This window comes from Kiloniella sp. EL199 (assembly GCF_900313065.1).
Classification (GTDB): Bacteria; Pseudomonadota; Alphaproteobacteria; order Kiloniellales; family Kiloniellaceae; genus Kiloniella.
Genome location: NZ_OMPU01000001.1, coordinates 18,027 through 42,805 on the forward strand (window position 1 = coordinate 18,027; position 24,779 = coordinate 42,805).

Annotated in this window: 26 protein-coding genes; 8 read left to right on the top strand and 18 right to left on the bottom strand. The window is 44.4% G+C overall.

Annotated elements, in window-relative coordinates:
* The 3 genes from D9A03_RS00070 to D9A03_RS00080 are packed head-to-tail and all read left to right on the top strand — an operon-like array spanning position 1 to position 2,384.
* A complete protein-coding gene (locus tag D9A03_RS00070; RefSeq protein WP_120495203.1) occupies positions 1-831 on the top strand; it encodes an ABC transporter permease subunit in 831 nt (276 codons plus the stop codon).
* The gene (locus tag D9A03_RS00075) at positions 828-1,361 is read left to right on the top strand and encodes a nitrous oxide reductase accessory protein NosL (protein ID WP_120495204.1); all 534 of its coding nucleotides are present in this window, start codon (positions 828-830) and stop codon (positions 1,359-1,361) included. The genes D9A03_RS00070 and D9A03_RS00075 overlap by 4 nt, the downstream gene beginning before the upstream one ends.
* Before the next feature lie 24 nt (positions 1,362-1,385).
* A complete protein-coding gene (locus D9A03_RS00080; protein WP_120495205.1) occupies positions 1,386-2,384 on the top strand; it encodes an FAD:protein FMN transferase in 999 nt (332 codons plus the stop codon).
* A gap of 38 nt (positions 2,385-2,422) precedes the next feature.
* Here the strand turns inward: D9A03_RS00080 and D9A03_RS00085 are convergent, their stop codons facing one another.
* The 7 genes from D9A03_RS00085 to D9A03_RS00115 form a co-directional block, all read right to left on the bottom strand.
* Positions 2,423-3,241 carry an ABC transporter permease subunit gene (locus tag D9A03_RS00085; RefSeq protein WP_120495206.1) on the bottom strand — a complete coding sequence of 273 codons (819 nt, stop codon included), beginning with the start codon at positions 3,239-3,241 and terminating at the stop codon, positions 2,423-2,425.
* Entirely contained in the window at positions 3,238-4,140 is a 903-nt protein-coding gene (locus D9A03_RS00090; protein ID WP_120495207.1) for an ABC transporter permease subunit, read from the bottom strand. Before D9A03_RS00090 ends, D9A03_RS00085 begins: the two co-directional genes overlap by 4 nt.
* A gap of 10 nt (positions 4,141-4,150) precedes the next feature.
* Entirely contained in the window at positions 4,151-5,296 is a 1,146-nt protein-coding gene (locus tag D9A03_RS00095) for an ABC transporter ATP-binding protein (RefSeq protein WP_120495208.1), read from the bottom strand.
* 71 nt (positions 5,297-5,367) lie between these two features.
* Positions 5,368-6,465 (bottom strand): polyamine ABC transporter substrate-binding protein, encoded by a 1,098-nt coding sequence (locus D9A03_RS00100; protein WP_120495209.1) that lies wholly within the window; start codon positions 6,463-6,465, stop codon positions 5,368-5,370.
* Positions 6,466-6,554: 89 nt separating this feature from the next.
* Positions 6,555-7,928, bottom strand: a complete 1,374-nt coding sequence (locus tag D9A03_RS00105) for an aspartate aminotransferase family protein (RefSeq protein ID WP_120495210.1) — start codon at positions 7,926-7,928, stop codon at positions 6,555-6,557.
* Between the two features lie 42 nt (positions 7,929-7,970).
* A complete protein-coding gene (locus tag D9A03_RS00110; RefSeq protein WP_120495211.1) occupies positions 7,971-9,317 on the bottom strand; it encodes a glutamine synthetase family protein in 1,347 nt (448 codons plus the stop codon).
* A 79-nt stretch (positions 9,318-9,396) separates the two neighbouring features.
* A complete protein-coding gene (locus D9A03_RS00115) occupies positions 9,397-10,152 on the bottom strand; it encodes a gamma-glutamyl-gamma-aminobutyrate hydrolase family protein (RefSeq protein ID WP_120495212.1) in 756 nt (251 codons plus the stop codon).
* Positions 10,153-10,438: 286 nt separating this feature from the next.
* Between D9A03_RS00115 and D9A03_RS00120 the strand changes: the two genes are divergently transcribed.
* The 4 genes from D9A03_RS00120 to speB all read left to right on the top strand — a co-directional run bounded on the left by D9A03_RS00120 (position 10,439) and on the right by speB (position 14,744).
* Positions 10,439-11,824: a glutamine synthetase family protein gene (locus D9A03_RS00120; RefSeq protein WP_120495213.1), complete on the top strand. Its 1,386-nt coding sequence runs from the start codon at positions 10,439-10,441 to the stop codon at positions 11,822-11,824.
* A 2-nt stretch (positions 11,825-11,826) separates the two neighbouring features.
* A complete protein-coding gene (locus D9A03_RS00125) occupies positions 11,827-13,104 on the top strand; it encodes an FAD-binding oxidoreductase (RefSeq protein WP_120495214.1) in 1,278 nt (425 codons plus the stop codon).
* Positions 13,105-13,153: 49 nt separating this feature from the next.
* Positions 13,154-13,702, top strand: coding sequence for a cupin domain-containing protein (locus D9A03_RS00130; protein WP_120495215.1), 549 nt, complete (start codon positions 13,154-13,156; stop codon positions 13,700-13,702).
* A gap of 70 nt (positions 13,703-13,772) precedes the next feature.
* Positions 13,773-14,744, top strand: coding sequence for an agmatinase (speB, locus tag D9A03_RS00135; RefSeq protein WP_120495216.1), 972 nt, complete (start codon positions 13,773-13,775; stop codon positions 14,742-14,744).
* Between the two features lie 98 nt (positions 14,745-14,842).
* On the opposite strand, the gene D9A03_RS00140 is transcribed toward speB, so the two are convergent.
* From D9A03_RS00140 to D9A03_RS19845, 9 genes are all read right to left on the bottom strand, one after another.
* Positions 14,843-15,805: a hypothetical protein gene (locus D9A03_RS00140; protein WP_162937893.1), complete on the bottom strand. Its 963-nt coding sequence runs from the start codon at positions 15,803-15,805 to the stop codon at positions 14,843-14,845.
* Between the two features lie 70 nt (positions 15,806-15,875).
* Positions 15,876-16,301, bottom strand: a complete 426-nt coding sequence (locus D9A03_RS00145) for a GNAT family N-acetyltransferase (protein WP_120495218.1) — start codon at positions 16,299-16,301, stop codon at positions 15,876-15,878.
* Positions 16,302-16,322: 21 nt separating this feature from the next.
* Positions 16,323-16,580 carry a YjhX family toxin gene (locus D9A03_RS00150; RefSeq protein ID WP_120495219.1) on the bottom strand — a complete coding sequence of 86 codons (258 nt, stop codon included), beginning with the start codon at positions 16,578-16,580 and terminating at the stop codon, positions 16,323-16,325.
* Positions 16,581-16,854: 274 nt separating this feature from the next.
* On the bottom strand, positions 16,855-17,295 hold the full coding sequence (locus D9A03_RS00155; RefSeq protein WP_120495220.1) for an Rrf2 family transcriptional regulator: 441 nt from the start codon (positions 17,293-17,295) through the stop codon (positions 16,855-16,857).
* 132 nt (positions 17,296-17,427) lie between these two features.
* Positions 17,428-18,216, bottom strand: a complete 789-nt coding sequence (gene otnI, locus D9A03_RS00160; RefSeq protein ID WP_120495221.1) for a 2-oxo-tetronate isomerase — start codon at positions 18,214-18,216, stop codon at positions 17,428-17,430.
* A 30-nt stretch (positions 18,217-18,246) separates the two neighbouring features.
* Positions 18,247-19,155, bottom strand: a complete 909-nt coding sequence (locus D9A03_RS00165) for an NAD(P)-dependent oxidoreductase (RefSeq protein ID WP_120495222.1) — start codon at positions 19,153-19,155, stop codon at positions 18,247-18,249.
* An 83-nt stretch (positions 19,156-19,238) separates the two neighbouring features.
* On the bottom strand, positions 19,239-20,240 hold the full coding sequence (locus D9A03_RS00170) for a GlxA family transcriptional regulator (protein WP_162937894.1): 1,002 nt from the start codon (positions 20,238-20,240) through the stop codon (positions 19,239-19,241).
* A 289-nt stretch (positions 20,241-20,529) separates the two neighbouring features.
* Entirely contained in the window at positions 20,530-20,814 is a 285-nt protein-coding gene (locus tag D9A03_RS20235; protein ID WP_216825341.1) for an MEKHLA domain-containing protein, read from the bottom strand.
* Positions 20,762-21,013: an MEKHLA domain-containing protein gene (locus D9A03_RS19845; RefSeq protein ID WP_216825338.1), complete on the bottom strand. Its 252-nt coding sequence runs from the start codon at positions 21,011-21,013 to the stop codon at positions 20,762-20,764. Before D9A03_RS19845 ends, D9A03_RS20235 begins: the two co-directional genes overlap by 53 nt.
* Before the next feature lie 398 nt (positions 21,014-21,411).
* Between D9A03_RS19845 and D9A03_RS00180 the strand changes: the two genes are divergently transcribed.
* Entirely contained in the window at positions 21,412-21,621 is a 210-nt protein-coding gene (locus D9A03_RS00180; RefSeq protein ID WP_020593825.1) for a cold-shock protein, read from the top strand.
* 175 nt (positions 21,622-21,796) lie between these two features.
* Here D9A03_RS00180 and D9A03_RS00185 read toward each other — a convergent pair whose 3' ends face one another.
* Positions 21,797-23,425: a thiamine pyrophosphate-binding protein gene (locus D9A03_RS00185; RefSeq protein WP_120495224.1), complete on the bottom strand. Its 1,629-nt coding sequence runs from the start codon at positions 23,423-23,425 to the stop codon at positions 21,797-21,799.
* Between the two features lie 90 nt (positions 23,426-23,515).
* On the bottom strand, positions 23,516-24,739 hold the full coding sequence (locus tag D9A03_RS00190; protein ID WP_120495298.1) for a CaiB/BaiF CoA-transferase family protein: 1,224 nt from the start codon (positions 24,737-24,739) through the stop codon (positions 23,516-23,518).
* Positions 24,740-24,779: the final 40 nt, after the last annotated feature.

The window sequence follows — 24,779 nt, forward strand, 5'->3', positions numbered from 1 at the left end:
ATGAAAACAATCTGGATCATCGCCCTAAAAGAACTGAAAGATGCCCTGCGTAATCGTTGGATCATCGCGGCATCTTGCTTACTGGCGGTTCTCGCTCTCAGTTTAGCGTTTGTGGGAACTGCTCCTGTAGGCGGCGCAAAGATCAGCACGATGCAAGTAACTGTCGTAAGCCTCTCAAGCCTTTCTGTCTTCCTTGTACCTTTGATCTCATTGATGCTTTCCTATGACAGTATCGTCGGTGAGGTAGAACGCGGCTCTATGCTGCTGCTACTCACCTATCCCATTAATAGATGGCAAATCATCGTGGGCAAGTTCCTCGGCCATACGCTTATTCTGTCTATCGCCACAATTCTCGGGTACGGTGCTGCAGGTTTATTAATTGGCCTTAATTCTGATGGCACGAATATTCAGGATTGGCTCGTATTTGGCAGCTTGATCGCCTCAACAGTATTATTAGGTAGTGCTTTTCTTTCAATTGGCTATCTCTTGAGTGTTTGCGTGAAAGAGCGCCCAACAGCCATTGGCCTGGCCGTAGCTGTTTGGCTGCTGTTTGTTTTGTTGTTTGATATGGCTGTTCTAGGGGCTTTGGTCGTCGATCAAGGCGAGAACCTGAAGTCCGATTTTGTAAACTTCCTGCTTCTTTTTAACCCGGCTGACTCTTTTCGATTACTTAACCTGACTGGCTTTGACAGTACAGCGGCACTTTCAGGCATGTTATCCATTGCTGGACGAGCCGTACTTCCGGTTCAATATGCCATCATTGCACTTCTTGGCTGGATCACTCTACCTCTTTTGCTTTCCGGATACCTCTTTTCAAGGAGAGAGATATGAAAAAGCTCTGCACTTTACTCTTCCTATCAAGCAGTATTCTCTTAAATGGTTGTTTTGGTTCTGATGACACACCAAAACCAGATCCCGCAATGCTGACTTCCGAAGATCAAAGTTACTTTTGTGGTATGACAGCTGCGGGGCACCCCGGACCAAAAGCGCAAATCCATATCCTCGGACAGACAGTGCCCATCTGGTTTGCAGCAACCAGAGATGCCGTGGGCTATATGAAACTTCCGGATGAAAATAATGAAATTACTGCCGTTTATGTCACCGATATGGGAAAAGCCAACTGGCCGTCGCCAGAATCAGGTCCCTGGATTGATATAAAAGAAGCAACACTCGTAATCGAAAGCAAACGACGAGGCGGTATGGGGGCACCCGCAGTAGTCCCCTTTAAAGAATCATCATCTGCTGAAAATTTTATAGCTCAATACGGCGGAAAAATTGTTTCTCTTGATGATATCCCCATTGATTACGTGTTGGGAATGGTCGAAATCCCCGATAATCCTGCGTTATCTACAATCGAATAAAGAACTTTATTCAGGTAAATAGTCATGCCCACCAACAAAACCAGACGACGTTTTCTGCAAATTATCGGAACAACATCTCTTTTTTCACCCTCTTTATTAAAGCAGTCTTTTGCACAAGATAGTTTGCAAAAGACAACGTTTCATAGATGGCAAGGTATTGCTCTGGGGGGGCATGCTGAAATTCTTCTTCCAAACGAAAAGAGATCAGAAATACTCGCTTGGAAAATACGGCAAGAAATAAAGCGATTAGAAAATATCTTCAGCCTTTACATTCCGAACTCTGAAATTAATCGCTTAAATACCGAGGGGAAAATTCTAAACCCCTCTCCTGAACTTTATCACGTGATCTCTATTGCAAACGAAGTATCAAAACTTACCAAAGGTGCTTTTGATATAACGGTTCAGCCTCTATGGCTACTCCACAGTGAAATGCCTAATCTAACAGACTATAAGCGTCAAAGAATGGAGCAAGCTGTCACAGAGTTGGTTGATTATAGAAATATTAATTTTTCTGCAAAACGAATATCTTTCAGGAAACCCGGCATGGCAATTACATTAAATGGTATAGCACAAGGTTTCATTACTGATCGCATATATCACATCTTGAAGAGTCAGGGACTAACAAACAGCCTCGTCAATATTGGGGAAATCAAAGCTTTGGGAACTCATCCATCCGGTCGAGAATGGATCATTGAGATAGATAATGAAGGTCAGCAACTCCGAGGAAACTCTGTAAATCTGCAAGCAGGAAAAGCGATTGCCACGTCAACGCCCACTGGAACAGTTCTTTGTGATGGACATTCTCATCTACTGTCAGTTCATAACTTAAATAGCCAATCTCATAATAAATCCCAGCCTCTTTACCAATCAATGAGTGTTATCGCTGATAGTACTATAAAAGCTGATGCGTTATCGACAGGGCTATCGTTTATACAAGTAAAAGAATTGCAGAACATCATATCGATGGAAAACAGTGTACAGATTATCGCAAAGACGAATGCTGGTGAGACAATCAGGATTTAGATGCAGGTTCCTAATTCTCTCACCCATCAGTTTTTATCTTAGGATTCAGCCATCAATTCATCCGCTTTGCGTTGAGCTTCCGCTCTCTTCGTCAAGATAGATGCAGTAATAACCCCCATCGTGACAATCATAATCAGGATGGTCGACAGTGCGTTAATTTTTGGGGTTACCCCAAGACGAACCTGACTATAGATTTTCATTGGCAAAGTTGTCGCCCCCGGCCCTGAAGTGAAGGAAGCAATCACCAGATCATCCAACGACAGCGTGAAAGATAAAAGCCAAGCCGAAATAATCGCCGGAGCCATAATTGGTAGTGTCACTTTTATAAAGGCCTGAAAGGGCGTGCACCCTAAATCGGTTGCAGCCTCTTCTAATGAACTATCAAACGTCACCATCCTCGACGAAACCACGACTGCCGCATAGCACATGGAAAAAGTGATGTGGGCCATTGTGATGGTCCAAAAACCACGATCTATCCCCATTGCCACAAAAAGTAAAAGCAAGGAAAGTCCCGTAATCACTTCGGGCATCACCAAAGGTGCATAGATCATTCCGGAAAAAAGAGTACGTCCCCGAAATCGCCCGGCGCGGACCATAACAACAGCAGCTAAAGTTCCCAAAATTGTCGCCATTGTTGCCGATAATAAAGCCACACGTAATGTAACTAAAGCAGCATCCAAAAAAGCTTCATCTTTGAAAAGTTCGACATACCACTTGGTCGAGAAACCGGCCCAGACAGTTACAAGCCGGGATTCATTAAAGCTGAAGAAAACTAGAATAAGAATGGGCAGATAGAGAAAGACAAACCCCAGGGTCAACGACGTGGTATTAAACCACGTGAAGCGATTATTACTCACTGTTCTGCCTCCTGCACGCGCTCTTGCTGCTTTTGGAACAGAACAATAGGTACGATTAACAACAACAAGAGTAATACAGCAACGGCAGATGCAACTGGCCAATCTCTGTTACTGAAGAATTCTACCCAAAGCGTCTTACCAATCATTTTGGTATCAGATCCACCAAGAAGATCCGGAATAACGAACTCACCAATAGCAGGTATGAAGACAAGAAAAGATCCCGCAACAATACCCGGAATTGAAAGAGGTAAAGTTACCTTCCAAAAGGCAGAAATTGCCGTACAACCAAGGTCTTGTGCAGCTTCCAAGAGAGAAACGTCCATCTTTTCAAGTGAAGAATAAAGCGGCAAAACCATAAAGGGCAGGTAAGAATAAACAATACCAATATAAACAGCTGTATCAGTGTTCAGGATCTTAAGTGGTTCATCAACAACCCCAACAAACAGTAATAGCTGATTTAACAATCCTTCGGTTTTCAAAATACCTATCCAAGCATAAACCCTAATCAAAAAGCTTGTCCAAAAAGGTAAAATAATCAGCATCAACAGCGTTGGCCGCCATTCAGATGGTGCCTTTGCCATGGAATAGGCCAAAGGATATCCAATCAACAGTGCCAAAACCGTAGAAATTAAAGCAATTCTCAGACTAGATAGATAACTCGTCCAATAGAGATCATCTTCGGTAAGCCAGACATAATTCTCAAAATCCAGCTCTGCCAACAAAGCCTTAAAGCCTTCCCAACCACTCTCAAAATCAAAAGTCGGGGTATAGGGAGGAATGGCAACAGCAACATCAGAGAATGAGATTTTCAGTACAATTCCGAAAGGAACGAGAAAGAGCAGGAATAACCAAAAATATGGTATTCCGATAAGTAATAAACGTCCAAGTTTCTTATCCATAATCTCCGCCTTAATCCAAGAGGACACCAGCGGTATTACGCCACGACAGCCAAACTTGATCCTCCCAGGTAAACTCTCGGTTTGCAAGGCGACGGCGATTTGATTCCTGGGCTTTAAAAATCATACCATTGCTAAGTCTGACGTAATAGGTCGATAGATTGCCAATATAAGCGATGTCATCAATCTGCCCCTTGATCTTATTATCAGCATCTAGTGGTTCTTCGCGCGAGACATGTACTTTTTCAGGACGAATAGCAAAACAGGCATTCTCGCCTTCGGATCTATTGGTATTATTCGCGATCGTAATTTCTGGTTGACCTTCAGCCCAAAATAAATTGATTCCCTCTTCCGTTCTATTATCAAGCCGACCTTCAATAATATTTACGTCTCCAATAAAGTCAGCGACATAACGGCTGTTGGGATATTCATAAATGACTTCCGGTGTTGCAACCTGAATAATTTGACCATGATCCATGACCGCAATCCGACTAGCCACAGTCATCGCTTCTTCTTGATCATGCGTCACAATAACGAAAGTCATACCCAATTTTTCCTGAATATCCATCAATTCAAATTGAGTCTGTTCCCTTAGCTTTTTATCAAGTGCCCCCAAGGGCTCATCAAGCAAGAGTAGCTTGGGTTTTTTGGCGAGCGAGCGTGCAAGCGCAACTCTTTGGCGCTGGCCACCGGAAAGTTGATGCGGTTTTCGCTTGGCAAATTTACGCAGTTGCACAAGCGACAGCATTTCTTCGACGCGTTCTTCAATAAGATTTTTAGGCCATTTATCTTGCTTCAACCCAAAAGCAATATTGGCCTCAACCGTCATATGCGGGAAAAGGGCATAGGACTGAAACATCATATTCACAGGACGTTTATACGGGGGAACTGTGCCAATATCATCATCGCCTAGAGAAATAATACCTTCGCTGGGTGTTTCAAACCCCGCGAGCATTCGCATCATCGTTGTCTTGCCACACCCGGAAGGGCCGAGTAAGGCAAAGAACTCTCGTTCATAAATATCAAGGCTGATATCATCAATCGCTGTAAATGATCCGAAACGCTTGGTAACATTCTTAAATCTCACCAGTGGTTTTTCAGTAGGATCTTCCCAAGGTTCAAAGCGAGATGATGGCTTCTTGGCTGATGAAATATTCATAGCACTCTCAAACTAAGTCTCTATACAAACAAAGTATCGCCCCAAAACTGAGGCGATACTTTTATCAGGGGTTAACTACCACTCTTAACCTTGGTCCACGCACGCGTTACAACACGCTGTATCTTAGGCGGATAAGGAGTAAGAGTATAAAGATTTTGCATTGTGCCAGAATCTGGGTAAATCCTTGTATCTCCAATCAATTCTTCACTAAGTAATTTTTGAGAAGCAAGATTCCCATTAGCGTAAAAAACATAATTGGAAGCCTTAGCCATTACATCATCACGCATCACATAATTAATAAGCTTATGGGCATTATTCGCATTCGCGGCATCCACAGGGATCGCCATTTGATCGAACCACATCAGAGCCCCTTCTTTAGGGATTGAATATTCAATAACGACACCATTCTTAGCTGTCGCGGCACGATCTCGGGCCTGAATCATATCGCCGGACCACCCCACAGAAAGACAGATATCTCCATTGGCCAAAGCCGAGATATATTCTGAGGAATGAAACTTCTGCACATAGGGGCGAATTGATAGAAGTAATTCTTCGGCAAGAGCTATATCCGCTTTATCATGGCTATCTGGATTTTTTCCCAAATAATTCAAAGCGGCAGGAATCAATTCAGTTGGCGCATCAAGCAGATAGACACCACACCCTTTGAGTTTTGATAACTTCTCAGGATCAAAAACAACATCCCAGCTATCTATACGATCAATACCAAGGTGCTCTTTAACTTTTCCAACATTATAACCAATACCTGTGGTGCCCCACATATAATTTACCGAGTAAGCATTACCAGGATCAAAATTTGCAACTCGCTCTTGAACAACATCCCATAGATTTTCTTTGTTCGTTAATTTGGATTGATCAAGTTTCTGAAAAACACCCGCTTGTATTTGCCTAGCCAAAAAAGTACCAGAGGGAACCACCACATCATAACCAGAACTGCCTGCAAGAAGTTTTGTTTCCAACACTTCATTAGAATCAAAGACATCATAAACAACTTTAATTCCTGTCTCTTTTTCAAAATCAGCTAAAATGCTTTCGTCAATATAGTCTGACCAGTTAAAGACATTAACCACTTCTTCCGCACTGGCTTGGGTACTCACAGCCAACCCAAGTGCCAGAACACTGGTCAGCAAACCATTTCCAATTTTTTTCACGATGTAGCCTCCGTTATGTATATGTACCCGGTAAAGTTATGCGGATATCAGCCTCACTTTACAGGTGAGTTACCAATATCCACTCCCAGTCATAACTTTCCAAGATCTTTAGCTGTCAAATCAAGACAATATTTCACTTTTTCCAACAACTCGTCAATTTCCGCCTTCGTCATAACCAATGGCGGCGAAAGAACCATTCGGTCTCCACAAGCCCGCATAATCAGGCCGTTGTTAAAACAATGATCACGACAAATGTTACCGACTTCCGAACCATTTTCAAAAAGTTCGCGGGTTTCCTTGTTTTTCACCATCACCATGCCAGCGACCATGCCGTATCCGACAACTTCACCAATCAAAGGATGATCTTCTAGCTCACGCAAACATTTTTGAAAATAAGGCCCCGTTTCATCACGCACCTTGTCAACAATACCTTCATCTCGCATAAGACGGATATTCTCGATGGCCACCGCACAAGCCGCGGGATGACCAGAATAGGTATAGCCGTGGTAAAATTCTCCGCTTTTCTCAATAAGACTATCGGCAACACGATCACCAACCATCACAGCTGAAATAGGTAAATAGCCAGAAGACATTCCCTTTGCCATGGACATCAGGTCCGGCTTGATCCCAAAAGTCTCACTTCCGAACCAGTTTCCGGTACGACCAAATCCACAGATCACTTCATCTGCAACCAAAAGAATGTCGTACTTTTCACAGATCCGTTGAATTTCAGGCCAATAGGTTTCCGGGGGAACAATCACGCCACCAGCACCTTGAATAGGCTCGCCAATAAAGGCAGCAACCTTTTCCGGGCCGACGTCTAGAATACGTTCTTCCAGTGCTTGTGCCGCTTTCAACCCGAACTCAGCTGGAGACAGATCGCCACCATCCTTGTACCAATAGGGCTGCATAATGTGCTCTATACCAGGCATCATAAGACCGCTTTGCTCATGCATCGGGTCCATACCCCCAAGGGATGCACCGGCAACGGTACTTCCGTGATAGGCATTATTCCTGCTGATAATCACATTTCTATCGAGTTGTCCTTCTGCCTGCCAATAACGACGAACAAGGCGAATGACCGTATCAACCGCTTCTGATCCAGAATTTGCAAAGAACACTCTGTTCAAGCCTTCTGGCGTAATTTCCGCCAAAAGCTGTGAGAGTTCAGTCGCAGGCGCATTTGTCGTTTGAAAGAAGGTATTGTAGTAGGGCAGCTCAAGCATCTGGCGTTGCGCAGCATCGACCAATTCTTTACGGCCATAACCTATATTCACACACCACAGGCCCGCCATCCCGTCAAGCATACGATTACCATCAGAATCCCATAGGTAAACGCCATCAGCTTTGGTAATAACACGGGTGCCTTTTTCATTCAGACTCTTCGTATCTGTAAAGGGGTGCAAATGATGCGCCCGATCCAGTTCCTGCCAATACTCGGTACTTTTATTTATATGGTTCATAACACCCTCTTAATTGCCGATCTTAGAAACAAGATCATGGCACTAAACATTAAGCAACAGATGTTCGCGTTCCCACGAACTGATGACTTGATGGTAATTGTTGTATTCAACTTCTTTGGTTGCGCAATGAGCTTCGACAAAGCGATCACCCAACACATCTTTTATCGGCTTACAATCCATCAATGCGGTAATTGCATCAGATAGATAAAGTGGTAACCCACATGGTAATATGTACGCATTATCCTCGATTTCAGGTTCCGCTTTCAGGCCCTGTGTCATCCCCAGATAACCACAAAGCAAGCTACCTGCTATTGCCAGATAAGGGTTAACATCTGAACCGCACAAACGGTTCTCTACACGGCGGCTTTGCGGGCTGGAATTAGGCACCCGGAAACCACAGCTACGATTATCAATTCCCCAATGGATATTGATCGGTGACTCATCATACCCAAAACGGCGATAAGAATTTACATTCGGCGCAAAGAAAGGCATCGCAGCACTTGAATAGCGTTGCAGACCAGCAATAAAGTTATCAAACAGTTCTGTTACATTCCCATCGACATCGCTAAAGATGTTATTGCCTGTTTTGGCATCAACAACGGAATGGTGAATGTGCATGGAGCTTCCAGGCTCATTCTTCATCGGCTTGGCCATAAAAGTTGCATAGATGTCATGGGACAAAGCCGTCTGGCGAACAGTTCGCTTAAAGAGGAAAACCTGATCCGCTAATGACAAGGGATCACCATGGAGGAAATTGATTTCAATCTGCGCAGCTCCGGCCTCGTGGTTAAGTGTATCTATATCCAGCCCTTGGGCCTCACAGTAGTCGTATACATCTTCAAACACAGGGTCGAATTCATTCACCGCATCAATGCCGTAACACTGACGGGCAGTTTCAGGTCGCCCATTCTTACCAATGGGTGGCACCAAAGGCATATCCGGGTCGGTATTTTTTTGCACCAGATAGAATTCCAACTCAGGAGCAATTACTGGCTCCCACCCCTTTTTCTCGTAAAGTCCCAACACTGTTCGAAGAATTTGACGGGCATAGAGGTCAACGGGCTTCCCATCGGGATAAACACAATCACAAATAACCTGTGCCGTTGGTTCTTTGTACCAGGGCACAGGACGTATCGTACTGGTATCTACTTCCAAAATCACGTCATGATCAGCAATATCAACCCAGGTATCTTCTTCGGGCCATTCGCCGGTAATGGTTTGTGTAAAAATACTTTCGGGAAGACGATGTCCATTACTTCCAATGCCACGTAAGAATTTTTCAGTGGGCAAGATCTTACCGCGTGGCACGCCTGAGATATCAGGTATCATGCACTCGACTTCCGTAATCTTTCGCTCTTTACACCACTGTTCTAATTCTTCAAACGTCATAAATCACCTGTTCTATTGGATATCGGTTTCCTATACCAAATCCTGTTCTACTTACCGTCAACTCGTTACCGCCTACTTGTTATCGTTTCCTGGCGCGTTCCCGGCAAGCATCCCCAAAAGCTTTAAAAATCTTGTTGGAGAACTCATTATCACTAGCGTTCCATTCCGGGTGCCACTGCACTGCCAGCGCAAATGCAGAAGCCCCGGAAACGCTGACGGCTTCAACCAGCCCATCTGGGGCATAAGCTTCAATCGTCAGCCCCTCTCCTAACCGATCAATGCCTTGAGCATGTACGGAATTAACTTTAACTGTCGGACCATTGTTTAACCCTGCCAGAATTCCGCCAGATACTAACTCAATATCGTGGGCCAGCGCGAAACGGTCTTCGATCGCTCCAGTCATATCAGCCCTGTGATCCATTTTTCCGGGTTGGTCCTGCACTTTCTGGAAAAGCGTGCCGCCAAAAACAACATTCAGCTCCTGATATCCTCGGCAGATCGCCAACATTGGGATGCCTCGTTCCAATACTTTTTTGATCAGCGGTAGTGTTGTGGCGTCTCGTGCGGGATCATGCAGTGTTCCCTCTTCACTCTGCTCACCTGCATAGTGCTTGGGTTCAACATTTGACGGGCTCCCCGTAAAAAGCATGCCATCCAGATGATCCAACAGAGCATCACTATCCAATTGATCACCTAATGCAGGTATCCCAACTGGGATTACTTGCGCAACATTAGCACTCGCCTCGGAATAATATCGGCTTACACTATCGTACTCATTACCGTTCTTGGGCATACGACAGGTGGAAACACCAATAAAGGCCTTACCAATACTCATTTTTGAACTACCTTGACGTAACTAATGATCGTTATTCTGAACAGAATGATAGTTCTCATTTTAAAAAAAGAGAACAGGAAAATTTATTTTTTTAGGAAAATCACAAGAAAAATTAAAAATTATTGTTTTATAACAACAAAGTAACAAATGATCAATATAAAGAACAGAATTTACCTTGAATCCTAAAATTTGGACGAAAGAGTTCTTTTTATTGGACATCACTTGACAAATATAAGGTCAAGCTGTGCATAATCCAGAAAATTGCGTAAAATCTGGGCGATAAAAAATGAATAACACGACTGATCATTATTCTGAACAGACTGATTTTTTAAAGAAGCATCCTGAAATTGATTTGATTGAACTTCTTATCGCTGATGGCAATGGTATTTTGCGCGGTAAACGTATTACCCGGGATAAACTGGCATCCGTTTACAAAGATGGTATTCTTCTTCCCGGATCAATCTTTTGCCTAGATACATCCGGGGCTAATGTAGAAGGTGCCGGTTTGGTTTGGGCAAATGGTGATGCCGATCGTGTCTGCCACATCGTCCCCGGAACATTAAAACCAGTTCCATGGCACAGAAAAGGTTTGGCTCAGGTTCTTCTGACAATGCATGAAGAAGATGGCGCCCCCTTCTTTGCAGACCCTCGCCATGTTCTCAAAGGTATAATTGATCGCTTCACCCAAATGGGCCTAAAGCCAGTAACTGCTGTCGAACTTGAATTCTATCTTATGGACAAAGACAGGACGATGGCTGGTTACCCGCAACCGCCAGTATCACCAATTTCAGGATTACGTCACGCGCAGCCAGCGGTTTATGGCATTGATGAGCTTTATGATTTTGATGACTTTCTGGACGAAGTTGCTGCAACGGCCAAAGCACAGGGGATACCTGCTGATACAATGGTCGCGGAATACGCCCCAGGACAATACGAAGTCAACCTGCACCATGTGGATGACCCACTTCTGGCTTGCGACCAGGCCGTTCTGCTTAAACGCCTGATTAAACACGTTGCCCAACGGCACGGCATGGAAGCCACTTTTATGGCAAAACCATACACTCAAGAATCAGGGAATGGCACCCATATCCACGTCAGCTTACTAGACGAAAACAAGAAAAACATCTTTCAAGGCAAAGGAACAGAAGGTGAAAAACGCCTAAGTGATGAAATAAAATGGGCAATGGGTGGCCTATGTGATTCCATGTCAGAATCAATGGCACTTCTTGCTCCGAACGCAAATTCCTATCGTCGGTTCCAGCTAGGCTCTTACGCACCACACACTCCTTGCTGGGGGATCAATAATAGAACGGTTGCCTTGCGCATTCCCGCTGGCCCCCCAGCAGCAACCAGAATTGAACACAGGCTTGCAGGCGCAGATGCCAGTCCGCACCTTGTTATGTCAGCTGTTTTATCTGGCATGCTCCACGGATTGGAAAACAAAATTGATCCCGGTCCACGGGTTACCGGGAATGCCTATGAAGAAAAAGAAGCAACTCTGCCTAATATCTGGCCTGATGCAATTGATGCCTTTGAAAAGGCTGAAATACTACCCAAACACATGGGTAAAGAATTCTGTAATGTCTTCACTATTTGCCGAAAAACAGAACGTGAGCGTTTCAACAGCCACATATCCCCTGTCGAATTTGACTGGTACCTGAGGAGCGTTTGAGTATGAACGGTCAGGCCTACACAAATTCCTATTATACAGCGAGCATGAACCAAAGCCATGATCGCCCGGAAATAACCGGCGAACATAGTTGTGACGTATGTGTCATAGGTGGGGGTATGACCGGGACTTCAGCTGCGCTTCACCTTGCTGAACGCGGGTATAAAGTTATCCTGCTCGAGGCCAGTAAAATCTCATGGGGTGCATCCGGTCGTAGCGGTGGCCAGATGATCATTGGTTACAACCAATCTTATCAAGACATCAAAAAAATGGTTGGCAAGGATGACGCCAGTAAACTCTGGAAGATGGGTGAAGAGGCCATGTCTCTCGCTAAAAGCCAAATCAAAAAACACGATATAGACTGTGATCTGGCATCAGGTCACTATCACGTTAGCACGAAACAACGTCATATTGGCGAACTAGAAGAATATCTCGAGGATTTAGAAACAGCAGGCTACAGAGGTTGCAAGCTTCTTGATCAAAGCGAAATACGTCAAAAAATCGATAGCCAGAAATACCTGTCCGGCATGTATGATCCCAATGGCGGACATCTACACCCCCTGAATTACACTTTGGGCCTGGCCGATGCCGCCGAAAAAGCTGGTGCAAAACTCCATGAACATAGCCGTGTAACAAATATCGAGCACGGAAAAGCTCCAAAAGTTTATACAGACAAAGGTGTTGTGAGCTGCAAGCACGTCGCGCTGTGCACGAACGCATATCTCGACGGTTTGGATAAAAAGCTCGATAAAAAGATCATGCCTGTCGGCACCTACATCCTTGCAACAGAGCCTCTATCAGAAAACGAAGCCACAAAACTTATTCCTGACAATGCAGCTGTTGCTGACATTCTCTTTGTCCTCAACTATTACCGACTATCCGGTGACCGACGCATGCTCTTTGGAGGCGAAGTCAACTATTCAGGCAAAGATCCGTCGGATATCGGTAAAATCATGCAAAAAACCATGCTTGAATACTTCCCCCAACTTGCGCCGAAAAAAATTGATTATGCATGGGGCGGAAACGTCGCCATTACCGTCAACCGCCTTCCGCACTTCGGCAAACTGGCAGAAAGTACATATTTTGCCCATGGTTTTTCTGGGCATGGTGTTGTCCTGACTGGATTGGCTGGAAAGTTAATTGCCGAAGCCATTGCCGGCTCAGAAGAACGCTTTGATGTCTTCAGCCGTATTCCACACCAATCATTCCCAGGCGGGCGCTTGCTTCGAACTCCTGCTCTGGTTTTGGCCATGGCCTATTACCGCCTACGCGATTTACTATAGAGAAAACTCATAGAACCAGACCATAACTGAACGAGGTGAAACAGAACAGATGTCAGCCAGTGTTGGAAAACGCCTAAAAGCCCTACGCGCCATGCACGGCCTTTCACAACGAGAACTTGCCCGACGCGCAGGTGTTACCAACAGTGCAATCTCTATGATTGAACAAGATCGCGTTAGCCCGTCTATTGATTCCTTAACCAAAGTTCTTGCCGGTTTTCCAGTCACAATGATCGAATTCTTTTCGATGGAGCCCGAGCAAGAAGAGAAGATATTTTATGCCGAAGACGAGCTGGTAGAAATGTCCGACGGCACGATGTCAGTCCGTCTGGTCGGTGCTGCCAAAAAAGATCGTAAAATGCGTGTACTGCATGAAAAATATCCGCCCCATGGCGATACAGGCGAAAAGATGATTGTTCAGGAAGGGGAAGAAGCAGGCGTTATTATCCGCGGGCAACTGGAAATCACCGTCGGCAATGAAGTTAAAATTCTCAATGCGGGTGAAGCCTATTACTTTAACGCGGAAATTCCACACCGCTTTCGCAACCCCGGTGACGAAGAATGCGAAGTGGTTAGCTCTGCAACACCCCCTTCGTTCTAAAACCTAACCCGGCAAAATCTCAGCCCGACACCCTTTAAAACAAGACAGAAGATCGTTCTGGAGACACAACATGACCGACATATCCGGTATCAATTCCCAAGGTGATAACGCCTTTATGGCAAAAAGCCTTCTGGGTACAGATGTTGAACCCATGTATTCCGGTGCAAATTCCTTTATGCGTCGTAAATACACCCGCGATCTTCGTGAAGCAGATGTTGCTATATCAGGCATTCCATACGATTGCGCAACCACGGGCCGATCAGGCACAAGACTTGGGCCGCAAGCTGTAAGAAAAGCCTCGGCCAATCTTGCCTGGGCACCACATTTCCCTTCCGGGCTTGATGTCTTTGAAACTTTAGCCGTGGCAGATTATGGCGATCTTGTTTTTGATCCAGGGGAGCCAATGAGCATTCCCGATGCCATAGAAACCCATGCGAAAACAATTCTGGATACAGACACTGCCATGCTGACACTGGGTGGCGATCATTTTGTCACCTACCCCATTCTAAAAGCACATGCAGAGAAACACGGTCAACTCGCTTTGATCCAGATAGATGCCCATTCCGATACCTGGGAAGAAGATCAACAGCGCATTGATCACGGCACGATGTTCTATCATGCCGCCAAACAAGGGATTATTGATCCCTCCTCTTCAGCTCAGGTTGGTATCCGTACACATAACGATAAAACTCACGGCTTTAATATCATTCACGCACCCTGGGTTCACGAAAAAGGCCCCGAAGCTGTTGTAGCAGAGATCAAACGGATCGTTGGCGATAGAAAGGCTTATATAACGTTTGATATTGATAGCCTTGACCCGGCCTTTGCCCCTGGCACAGGAACACCTGTCACTGGTGGTTTAACCCCGCATCAGGCCCTTACAATACTCCGCGGGCTAGAGGACATAAACATTGTCGGGGCAGACGTAGTTGAAGTATCCCCGGCTTACGACATTAGCGATATCACCGCTTTGGCAGGCGCGACAATGGCATTCGAAATGCTCTATCTAATGGCCGTGCAAAAAACGAAAAAGAAGTTATAACCTTCTAGAATCATTACAAGGAAAGTAATACGTCTGTGATACTTTCCTTGTGCTTTGACTAGTTTTGCAATGTAACCACCTGCTGCATTTGCCTTGTTTTATTCTTCTCCTTTAATCATAGGAAGAGCTTGAGATAAGGCCGTTCGTAGATCTTGACCATTGGTCCGAATGCTGCCCGATAACTTTCCCCTGTAGAATACAAGTGAGGTTGGAAGCTCTTGGAGAACTACTTTATGTTTTTTTAAATATGCCTTCATAATCCGATCCTGCACAATTGAGCGCCAGGGGTTGTAATCAAGGCGTGCAAAATTAAAATCCTTAGACATATAACGTGAAGCTTCGTCTATTATCTTATTACCTGTCGTACAAGTTGAACACTCTGCGTCTGTCGAACTTAAAGACAAAACAAGCGGACGATCAAAACTTGTATCCTTAATATAATCTTGGAATTCCGACGGCAGGATATGATCAACGCTAACATTGCCAGGAGTACGTTTTCGATCAATTTTAACTATTTCTGAGATTTGCGTCAAAATTGCAGCCAAATTCTTTTGCTGCCCAGAAACCATTCGAATAGGTTTCCCATCATAAAAAACCATAACAGAAGGTACAGATGTTAACGGGAAGCCAATTTTTTCTTGAAACTCGAGAAGCTCTTTTGCTTTGGAGCTCTCAAAAAAACTGCGCCAAGGATTGAGAGTTACTGAAGCAAAATAATACTCATTTATTCCATTATGAGCAGCTTTTCCAAAAACCTCATTATTCTTAATACAATAACTACACATTCCATCATCTGACGTATAGTGAATTGCAACAAATTGTCCTTCCCCCATTTCGGCAACTAATTTGTTGACTTGGTTTGGTTGAACTCCCTCTATTTCTTGACCTAATACAAATTGCTGAGAACATAACATAATCAACGGAAAGCAGAATATCGTTAGGCAAACTTGCCGGAAGAATTTCATAGACCCCACCTTTGGACTGAAGTAATCGCAAACATAATCATCCCTGCCATAAAGTCCAGAAATCATAAGAGCTTCATGACATAAGAAAACAATCATTTTTTCCTCAATTGAATAAAGCAAGCTATTTAACTTTTCAAAAAACTTGCTTTATTCATACGATTATCAGTTATGCAGAGTAAACTAGCCTAAACACGGTTTCATTCGTTGGTTCGTGGCAATAATGATTAAGCTCAACAAAACCATAGAGATCATAAAACCGACGGCCGATTTTATTTTTCTCAAAGACCTCTACACAAAGAGAACCCTTTAGCTTAAGAGCATGATCGACCAAAGCTTTACCAAACCCTTTGCCATGAAATTCAGGGTATAGAAACAGCCCCCCAATTTCACTACCAACAAGCGCAATAAAGCCAACTGATTTCTGGTTATGATCCAGAACCCAGGTTTCATCATTGGGGAGATATATTTCCCGCATGTTTTTCGCCACTTGGGCAACAAAATTATCACTTAAAAAGGGATGAGCAATCCTGTTTGCAGCAAACCAGATGTCAATTAAGTCTGCCGTATCGGCTATTTCATACTTTCTAATCATAACAATATACTTCTTTCTGATTTATCTGTTATCCAGTTGCGATCGGACTGATCGAATGCCCAAACGGGTAATCCGATAGGGTTGTCCTTTTTGGGATTTGATAAATGATCGCCGCCTCAAACACTGAAAAACTCGATAGTTACAATCAGCAAGCACATAACCATCCCGGGTATAGCAAATTACCTTTGTAATTTTGCCATTCTCACCACGCTCATAATGGATAGCACCACCCTGAGCGAGAACGTGTAAAACACGCTGTTCATACTTTGAAATATTCAATGGATTTTCGTCTTATGTGAGCGTAGAAAAAGGTATCGCCCAGCACACAGCTTGAACGTTACAACAGTTTCAACTGTTCCTGAGAGTCAGGAACTAGCGGATTACCGCAATCTCTAACATAAAATCTCCGTAGGGCCCGAGCGGGATAAAGCATTGCCCAAGCAAAAACATATCTAATAGGGGCTGATTAATTTTACAAGAAAAAATTTTCTAGACACATAAAAGAAAGAAGGGACCCTTACCCGTTATCTCTCTTTATCCAAACACACAAATATTATACAAATGAAATACTTAGCGCCTTTTGAAGCCCCTGTCTGTTGGACATCAAATCTTCCAGAGTATAACGAGACAAAACATCAAAAAATGCAACGACAGCTTCCCCTAAGATGCCCTGTAATCGGCAATAGCCATCAATTTGGCAGCAACCTTTTTTCTTGTCAAAACATTCAACAATATCCAGATTATCTTCCATATCGCGGACGACATCCCCCAGATTTATTTCTACAGGAGATCGCGCCAATAGCATACCGCCTTTTTTACCGCGAATAGTTTTGAGATATCCGTCCTGAGAGAGTTGATTCACAACTTTCATTAAATGATTACGTGAAATGTCATAACGTTCTGAAATTTCAGTAATTGTCGTTAACTCATCCCCTTTTAGCCCTACAAAAATCAGAACACGCAATGAGTAATCAGTATAGGTCGTAAGTCTCATTTCAAACCAAATATCTCAAGTCACAACTGTCGCAGCAAACATACATTCTATATAAACACAAAATAGGGTCACACCATACGGAAAACAATAGGACAGGTTGACGCTATCGAAATCTTACAACCTCACCTGTAACTATGAAAACAAATCACGCGCCGTATCCAGCCAACCAAGTCCAGATTTGGTATCTGCTTTGGGCGTATATTCGCAACCAATCCAACCTTCATATTTGGCTTTTAACAACTCAGAAAATATCCAGCCATAGTTTACCTCCCCATCAGATGGTTCATGTCGATCTGGTACACCCGCAATCTGGATATGCCCGACATAATCCATTTGATGACGGATCAGCACCGAAAGGTCACCTTCCATAATCTGCGCGTGATACAGATCCATCTGTAGCTTGAGGTTCGGCATGGCAATATGATCAATAATCTTTCGTGCTTGCGCTTGATGAGACAAAAGGTATCCGGGAAAAGCCCTTGTATTCAGAGGCTCAATCAATATCATAACATTTGCTGACCGGGCCTGTTCGCAAGCATATGCCAGATTAGCCAGATAAACTTCAAAGCATGCTTCCAGTGCTTCACCTTCGGGACAGATACCTGCCATAACATGCAACTTCCGACAGTTTAGGTGTTCGGCATATTCCAAAGCCATTTCGACGCTGAGTTGAAATTCACTTTCCCGCCCCGGTAGAGCTGCAACTCCGCGCTCTCCTTTTTGCCAATTACCGGCCGGAAAGTTGAACAGTACCTGTTCAAGCCCCGTATCATCCAATCTCACCTTTAGATCCTGCTTTGACCACTCATAAGGAAAAAGAAACTCTACACCTTCAAAACCAGCATCCTGCGCAGCCTTAAAGCGATCAAGAAAAGGAACGTCAGTAAAAAGCATACTGAGATTAGCTGCAAAACGATACATAACATAAACCTTAGTTAATTAGATTTTGAGTTAATCAGATTTTTCAACGGTCCTTATGAAGCCTGCCTGATCAAGGTTGCCAAGCCCTTTATCAATCATTGCTTGCCACAATGTCAAAGCAGTTTCCAACCCTGTAAGGTGAAGGTCATGGTGCTCCGCCAGCTCAACGGCCTGCTTCACATCCTTAAGCTGGACAGTGGCTCTCGCTCCCGGTTCAAAGCTACGCTCTATCATACGTTGGCCGTGCAGTTGAAGTATACGACTATCTGCAAAGCCCCCCAACAAAGCATTGCGAACCTTGGCTGGATCAGCTCCTGCCCTTGACGCCAAAGTCAAAGCTTCGGCAACCGCATCAATTGTCATCCCCACAATCATCTGATTAGCGGTCTTGGCAATCTGACCAGCCCCTAGAGGGCCAACATGATTAATATTCTCACCCAGAATGTTGAAAAGTGGCATGGAACGATGAAAGTCATCTTCTGCACCACCAATCATAATTGAGAGAGTGCCCTGCTCTGCCCCAATAGCTCCACCACTTACTGGCGCATCAAGATATTTAGCGCCAGCTTCCTGGATTTTCCCGGCAAGATCGCGTGTATTCATAACCTGGGTCGTCCCCATATCGATCACAAAGGTATCTGGATGGATCGCCGATAACAATCCATGCTCGCCACAGATCACCTGCTCAACAGCAAATGTGTCAGTTACGCAAATAATAATAAATCCACTATCAACTTTCTGCGCAAGCTCTGCTGGTGTTTGGCAATAAATGAGGCCTTGTGCTTCCAATTCCGACGCCTTGTCGCGCGTTCTGGAATGAATAAACACCTCCATCCCGGCTGTATGCAATCTCTTGGCAAAGTGCCAACCCATTTTCCCAAGACCGACAACACCCACTTTGAGACCAGAAAGAGATGAAAATTCAGAAGATACGACCATACACAAGACAATCTAACAGCTGTTTATTTCCTAAACATTCTGGAAGAGTTATCAAACAAGGTCAAAACAAATAAGTTTAGGTATCAGCTAACCTGGGCCAGACGATCTTCGCGGGGAGTTGCCCCAAAATATCCTCTGTAAGCACGAGAAAAATAAGAAAAAGAAGTAAAACCACAAGCAATGGCAACTTCACTCACTGGTAAAGCTGTTTGCCGTAAAAGTGCGCGAGCTCTTTTCAGTCTCAAGCGCTTATAGTACCGCTTTGGGCTGCAACCGAGGTGACGGGCAAAAAGGCGCTCTATCTGGCGCTTGGAACTGCCGATTTCTTTCGCAATTTCCTCGGCCGTCAACAAAACTTCCAGGTTTTCTTCCATAATGCGAACTGCTTCGGCCAACTTTCCCGACAGCTTTTGCAAAGTCAGATTGCGTTGACGCAAGGGAATGGAGGCTCCGCCTCTGACTTCATAGTTAAAGGCTTCGGCTACCTGCCCGGCGATATCTGTACCGCACTGGTGCTCAATAATATTAAGAATGAGTTCAAGGCATGCAGCTTTACCAGTACAGGTAATACGCTTTCTATCCCAGGAAAAAAGAGCATCCTGTATTTCAACAGAAGGATACAGCTCTTTGAAACTATCATGATAGGCCCACGGAACAGCACATTGATAACCATTCAACAAACCTGCACTCGCAAGCTCATAACAAGCCCCGCCAACAGCCCCAACATAAACACTTTGCCGATCAAGGCGTTTTAACCAATTCACCAGATAATCTGATTTTCCCGTACGAACACCCCATTCACCAAACACCAGAGCAAGATCAATAGATTCGTCATCTCCAACAGCCATATCCGGTTGTAAAACGAAGCCATCTTCCAGATCGATTACTTGACCATCCATTGTCGCAATACGCCAGTGAAAAGCCGCATAACCAGCAACAGCATTAGCCGTTTTTAATGCCTGAATAGTCAAACTGGTGTCCAAAGAGGCCGTGCCAGGAAGAACAATAAAAACCACACGCTGCAAATCTCTTCGGGGTGCTTTTTTCTTTATCTGTGGCTCTGCACTATACACCTTCAGATGCATCAATGCCTCCCTTTCCTGACAGCCGACCATCCCTGTTTCTCGGATTTTCGGCTTTTAGCTTGCTCGTTTTCTCAAAAAATTATGCAGCAACCTGCGTTTTTCACCAAACAAGCATATAAAGAATTTTTTATGTCGTCAACAAAATAAAGATTTCTTTATATAGTATGAATTTTCCATATTAATTAAATAATATCAATTCAATAAGCACATTTGTTAATTAAAAAAATTAAATTGCGTTCAAAAAATTAATCTATAAGCGACATGTTTTCATCTAAATGAGCCTACAAATTTACTCATCCAAATATGTCCAGGAATTAAACATTGCTGCTTGCCCCTTCTTTTGAGCATCCAAATCGTCACTCTCTACAACAGGCAGCACAGTCCAGATTATCACCTTCTCTATTAATAATCTCCGACCAGAACTGGGAATTCTAATCCCTGTGTAATTATCAAAATACCCCTTTTCTTTCGTCGGCTCTAACATAGCAGCACGATCATTGCGAAATTCCGGTTCTGCTGTTTTACCTGCGTGAAGGTGTCCTTGTAAAATCTTCCCAAGCCATTTCCCATAAATTAAGGGCCGTCAAATTCCGATAATTTTGAACAAGATCATCACCGCCATTATGCGATACCACTACAAAAGGAGCTTCGAATGATTGCTGCCCGATACTCGCAATGGCCTCTAGTCCGATTAAATCCCTCCCCGTTACAGCCTTAAAACTATCGATCAATCTTTTGGCATGCTCTTCTTGGAATTTGCTAACGTTAGCCACTTTGAATTTTTTCCTGTAATTTAAAGTCTAAAGAATAATTTTATTCAGAATTCTCCCCAAAAAGTTGTAAAAATAACAGAAAACAAATTAATCCTTGCCTAAAATCATATTATTTCAAATAATATATCCATACGATTATTATCTTATTTTTTAAGTAAGCGACAAGCTGGCTAAGAGAATGCCGTATCAAGGTGTTACTCAAAACTTTAACACGCCCAAATCCCGATAATACTTGACTTTTCTCTAAATTCGTAGATAAAGCTACTATGGTTTTAAAAGTCCCGGCCTCCTCTGCCTGCCCTACACTGGTCACTAAAGAAGATTCCCGGCCTTGCCGAACCCTTTACCAACGGCTGATTTTGGCCGTCACACAAGATAAGTAATTAGGAGTCTCTTTAATGGCGACTGGCGTAGTAAAATGGTTTAACTCCACTAAAGGTTTTGGCTTTATCGAGCCTGATGCTGGTGGTGATGATGCTTTCGTTCATATTTCTGCTGTAGAACGTGCAGGCCTACAAGGTTTGAACGAAGGTCAACGTGTTGAGTTCGAACTGGAACGCGGCCGTAACGGCAAAATGGCTGTCTCAACAATTGCAGTTGCTGAGTAGTGCCATACTGCAATCATTAATTTGATTGTAGGCGACAGACTAAAGGGTACCAACTAGGTACCCTTTTTTCGTGCCTGATTTATGGATTTAAAAACCTATCAGTTTAAACACATAGACCAATCAAACCCTTCATTGAAACAGCACAATAAAATCTCTGATGTTTCGAAGTAGCGAACTACTCCCACACATTTGGTACTTTCATATGAATAAGAGCAGGCTTGTCACTATCCCTTGCCTGTTCAAATGCTTCGGGAAACTGATCCGCGTTATCAACAGTTACACCAAATCCACCATAGGCCCGTGCAAGAGCCGCGAAATCAGGGTTGTTCAATCGGGTAGAAATAACACGGTCAGGATATTCCCGCTCCTGATGCATACGAATTGTTCCAAAACATCCGTTATCAACGACAATAATAATGACATTTGCCTCATATTGAACCGCGGTTGCAATTTCTTGCCCGTTCATCATAAAGCAGCCATCCCCCGCCAAGGTTACAACAACTCTTTCAGGCTCTGTAATCTTGGCACTAATGCCTGCTGGAACACCATATCCCATAGCACCGGAAGTTGGGGCTAGCTGACTTGGATAGGATGAGAATTGATAAAACCGCTGCCCCCAGATGGTATAGTTCCCCGCACCATTGGTAATAATCGCATCATCCGGCAAATTTTCCCTCAGATAGCTGCTGATTTTGTGCATTGGGAAGTCTTTGATGCCAGCTTCCTCTGCAATAAAAGCTTCATAATCAGCACGCGCTTGTGCAACCATGCCCTTCCAAACATGCGTATTGATGGGCGCAAGATCCAACGCTGCTTTTGTAAAGGCAGTCAAATCACTCAAGATTGCCAGCTCTGCATTAAAAACTCGATTAAGCTCTTCTGCGCCGGGCAAAATGTGAACAAGCTTTTGTTTGGTATTTGGACTATCCAGCAAGTTATATCCACTGGTTGTCATTTCGCCCAGACGCGGACCAACAACAATCAGAAGATCACTTTCCTTCACCCGGGCAACCAGCTTTGGATTTGGTGCAATACCAACCTCACCAATATATTGCGCGTGATGATTATTAAAAGCATCTTGCCTGCGGAAAGCACAGGCAACAGGTAAATGATTTTTTTCAGCAAAGGTCGTTATGTTTTCACTGGCTTCTTGTGACCACCCGCCGCCACCAATGAGCAACAAGGGTTTTTGCGCCTCACTTAACAATGCTCTGAAATCAGTCATGTCCTCTGGACGGGGAGCAGAAGCAACCTTCTTGTATGCTCGTGTATCCGCAACGCTTGCCAGTTCGGTCAACATGTCTTCAGGCAGAGCCAACACCACTGGCCCCGGTCGCCCGGATGTCGCGGTATGAAATGCACGATTAAGGTATTCAGGGATACGCTCAGCCGTTTCAATCTGCGCGACCCATTTCGCCATTTCACCAAACATACGGCGATAATCAATTTCCTGAAAAGCTTCCCGATCTTCCTGATCGCGTGCGACTTGACCAATAAACAAGATCATCGGCGTGGAATCCTGATAGGCAGTATGAACACCGATAGAGGCGTTGGTTGCCCCCGGTCCTCGCGTTACAAAACAGATCCCCGGCGTCCCTTTCAGCTTGCCATAGGCTTCAGCCATATAGGCCGCGCCGCCTTCTTGCCGACAGGTCACAACATTGATGTCTTTCGTTAAATCATAAAGACCGTCCAGAACAGCCAGATAGCTTTCACCCGGAACACAAAACACCGTATCGACACCGTGTGCCTGTAGGCCCTGAGCCAAAATTTCCCCGCCTGAACGTTCCGTTACATTTGCCATCAATCTTTCCTGTTCAACTTTTCATTTGTACTTTGTTGCTTTATTTTGGTTCACTTGGATTTTTAACTTACCTGATTATGCCCCGGCTGATTATGCAATAGCCCCAATGCTTCGCAGCTTTTCAATGTCATCCTGTTCCGTGCCAAGGATTTCACCGAGCACTTCATCCGTGTGCTGACCTAACATCGGCGGCGAAAGTTCCGCACCCGATTTTGCCTGTCCATATTTGATTGGCGTTGAAACCAATTGCTGCTTTACACCGCCGGGATGCGCATATTCCTTAAGAATTCCACGCTGCTGGATGTGTGGATCTGAAAAAACCTGTGAAAGGTCATTAATAGATCCACAAGGCACTTTCACCGCTTCAAGAGATGTAATCCAGAAATCGGTTGGCTTTTCCTTTAGGACATTTTGAACAAGGGGAACAAGCTGCGCTCTGTTTTCAACTCTTGCTGTATTTGTCAGGTACTTGGGGTTTTCTGCAAGTTCCATACACCCGGCAACACTGCAAAAAGCCTCGAACTGACGATCATTGCCAACGGCCAAAATCATGAAACCGTCTGACGTTTCAAAAACTTCATAGGGCGAAATGTTGGGATGCGCATTCCCTCTGCGATGGGGAACTTTATCAGAAACCAGGTAGTTTGTAGCCTGGTTAGCTAACATCGCAGCCTGACAATCCATCAGCGCTATATCAATGTGATCGCCACGCCCCGTGCGTTCGCGCTTGAACAAGGCCGCAAGAATGCCCGTTACCCCGTACATCCCGCTGAAAAGGTCAACAACAGCAACACCGACTTTCATCGGCTGCCGGTCAGCCTCCCCGGTAATACTCATCAAGCCGCCCATTCCCTGTATCATCAGGTCATAACCAGCCTTGTCCGCATAGGGACCTTCCTGACCAAAGCCAGTGATTGAACAGTAAATAAGCTTGGGATTTATCTTTGACAGACTTTGGTAATCAAGGTCGTACTTTTTAAGCCCACCGACCTTGAAGTTCTCAATAACAATATCGCAGTGAAGAACAAGATCCTGAAGGATTTTCTGTCCTTCGGCTTTGGTCATATCCACAGCTAGAGATCGCTTTCCGCGATTTGCAGACATGTAATAGGCTGACTCTTGTGTATTCTCACCCGCCGAAGTCTTCACAAAGGGAGGCCCCCAGGCACGGGTATCATCCCCGCAACCCGGGCGCTCTACCTTGATCACATCACATCCCAGATCAGCCAAAGTCTGACCAACCCAGGGACCGGCTAGTACACGTGACAGATCAAGAACCCTAACCCCCTTTAGGGGCATATCCTCCCCGGACATTTTATCGTGGGGCATATCGTCTTCCTGATTATCAGAAGGC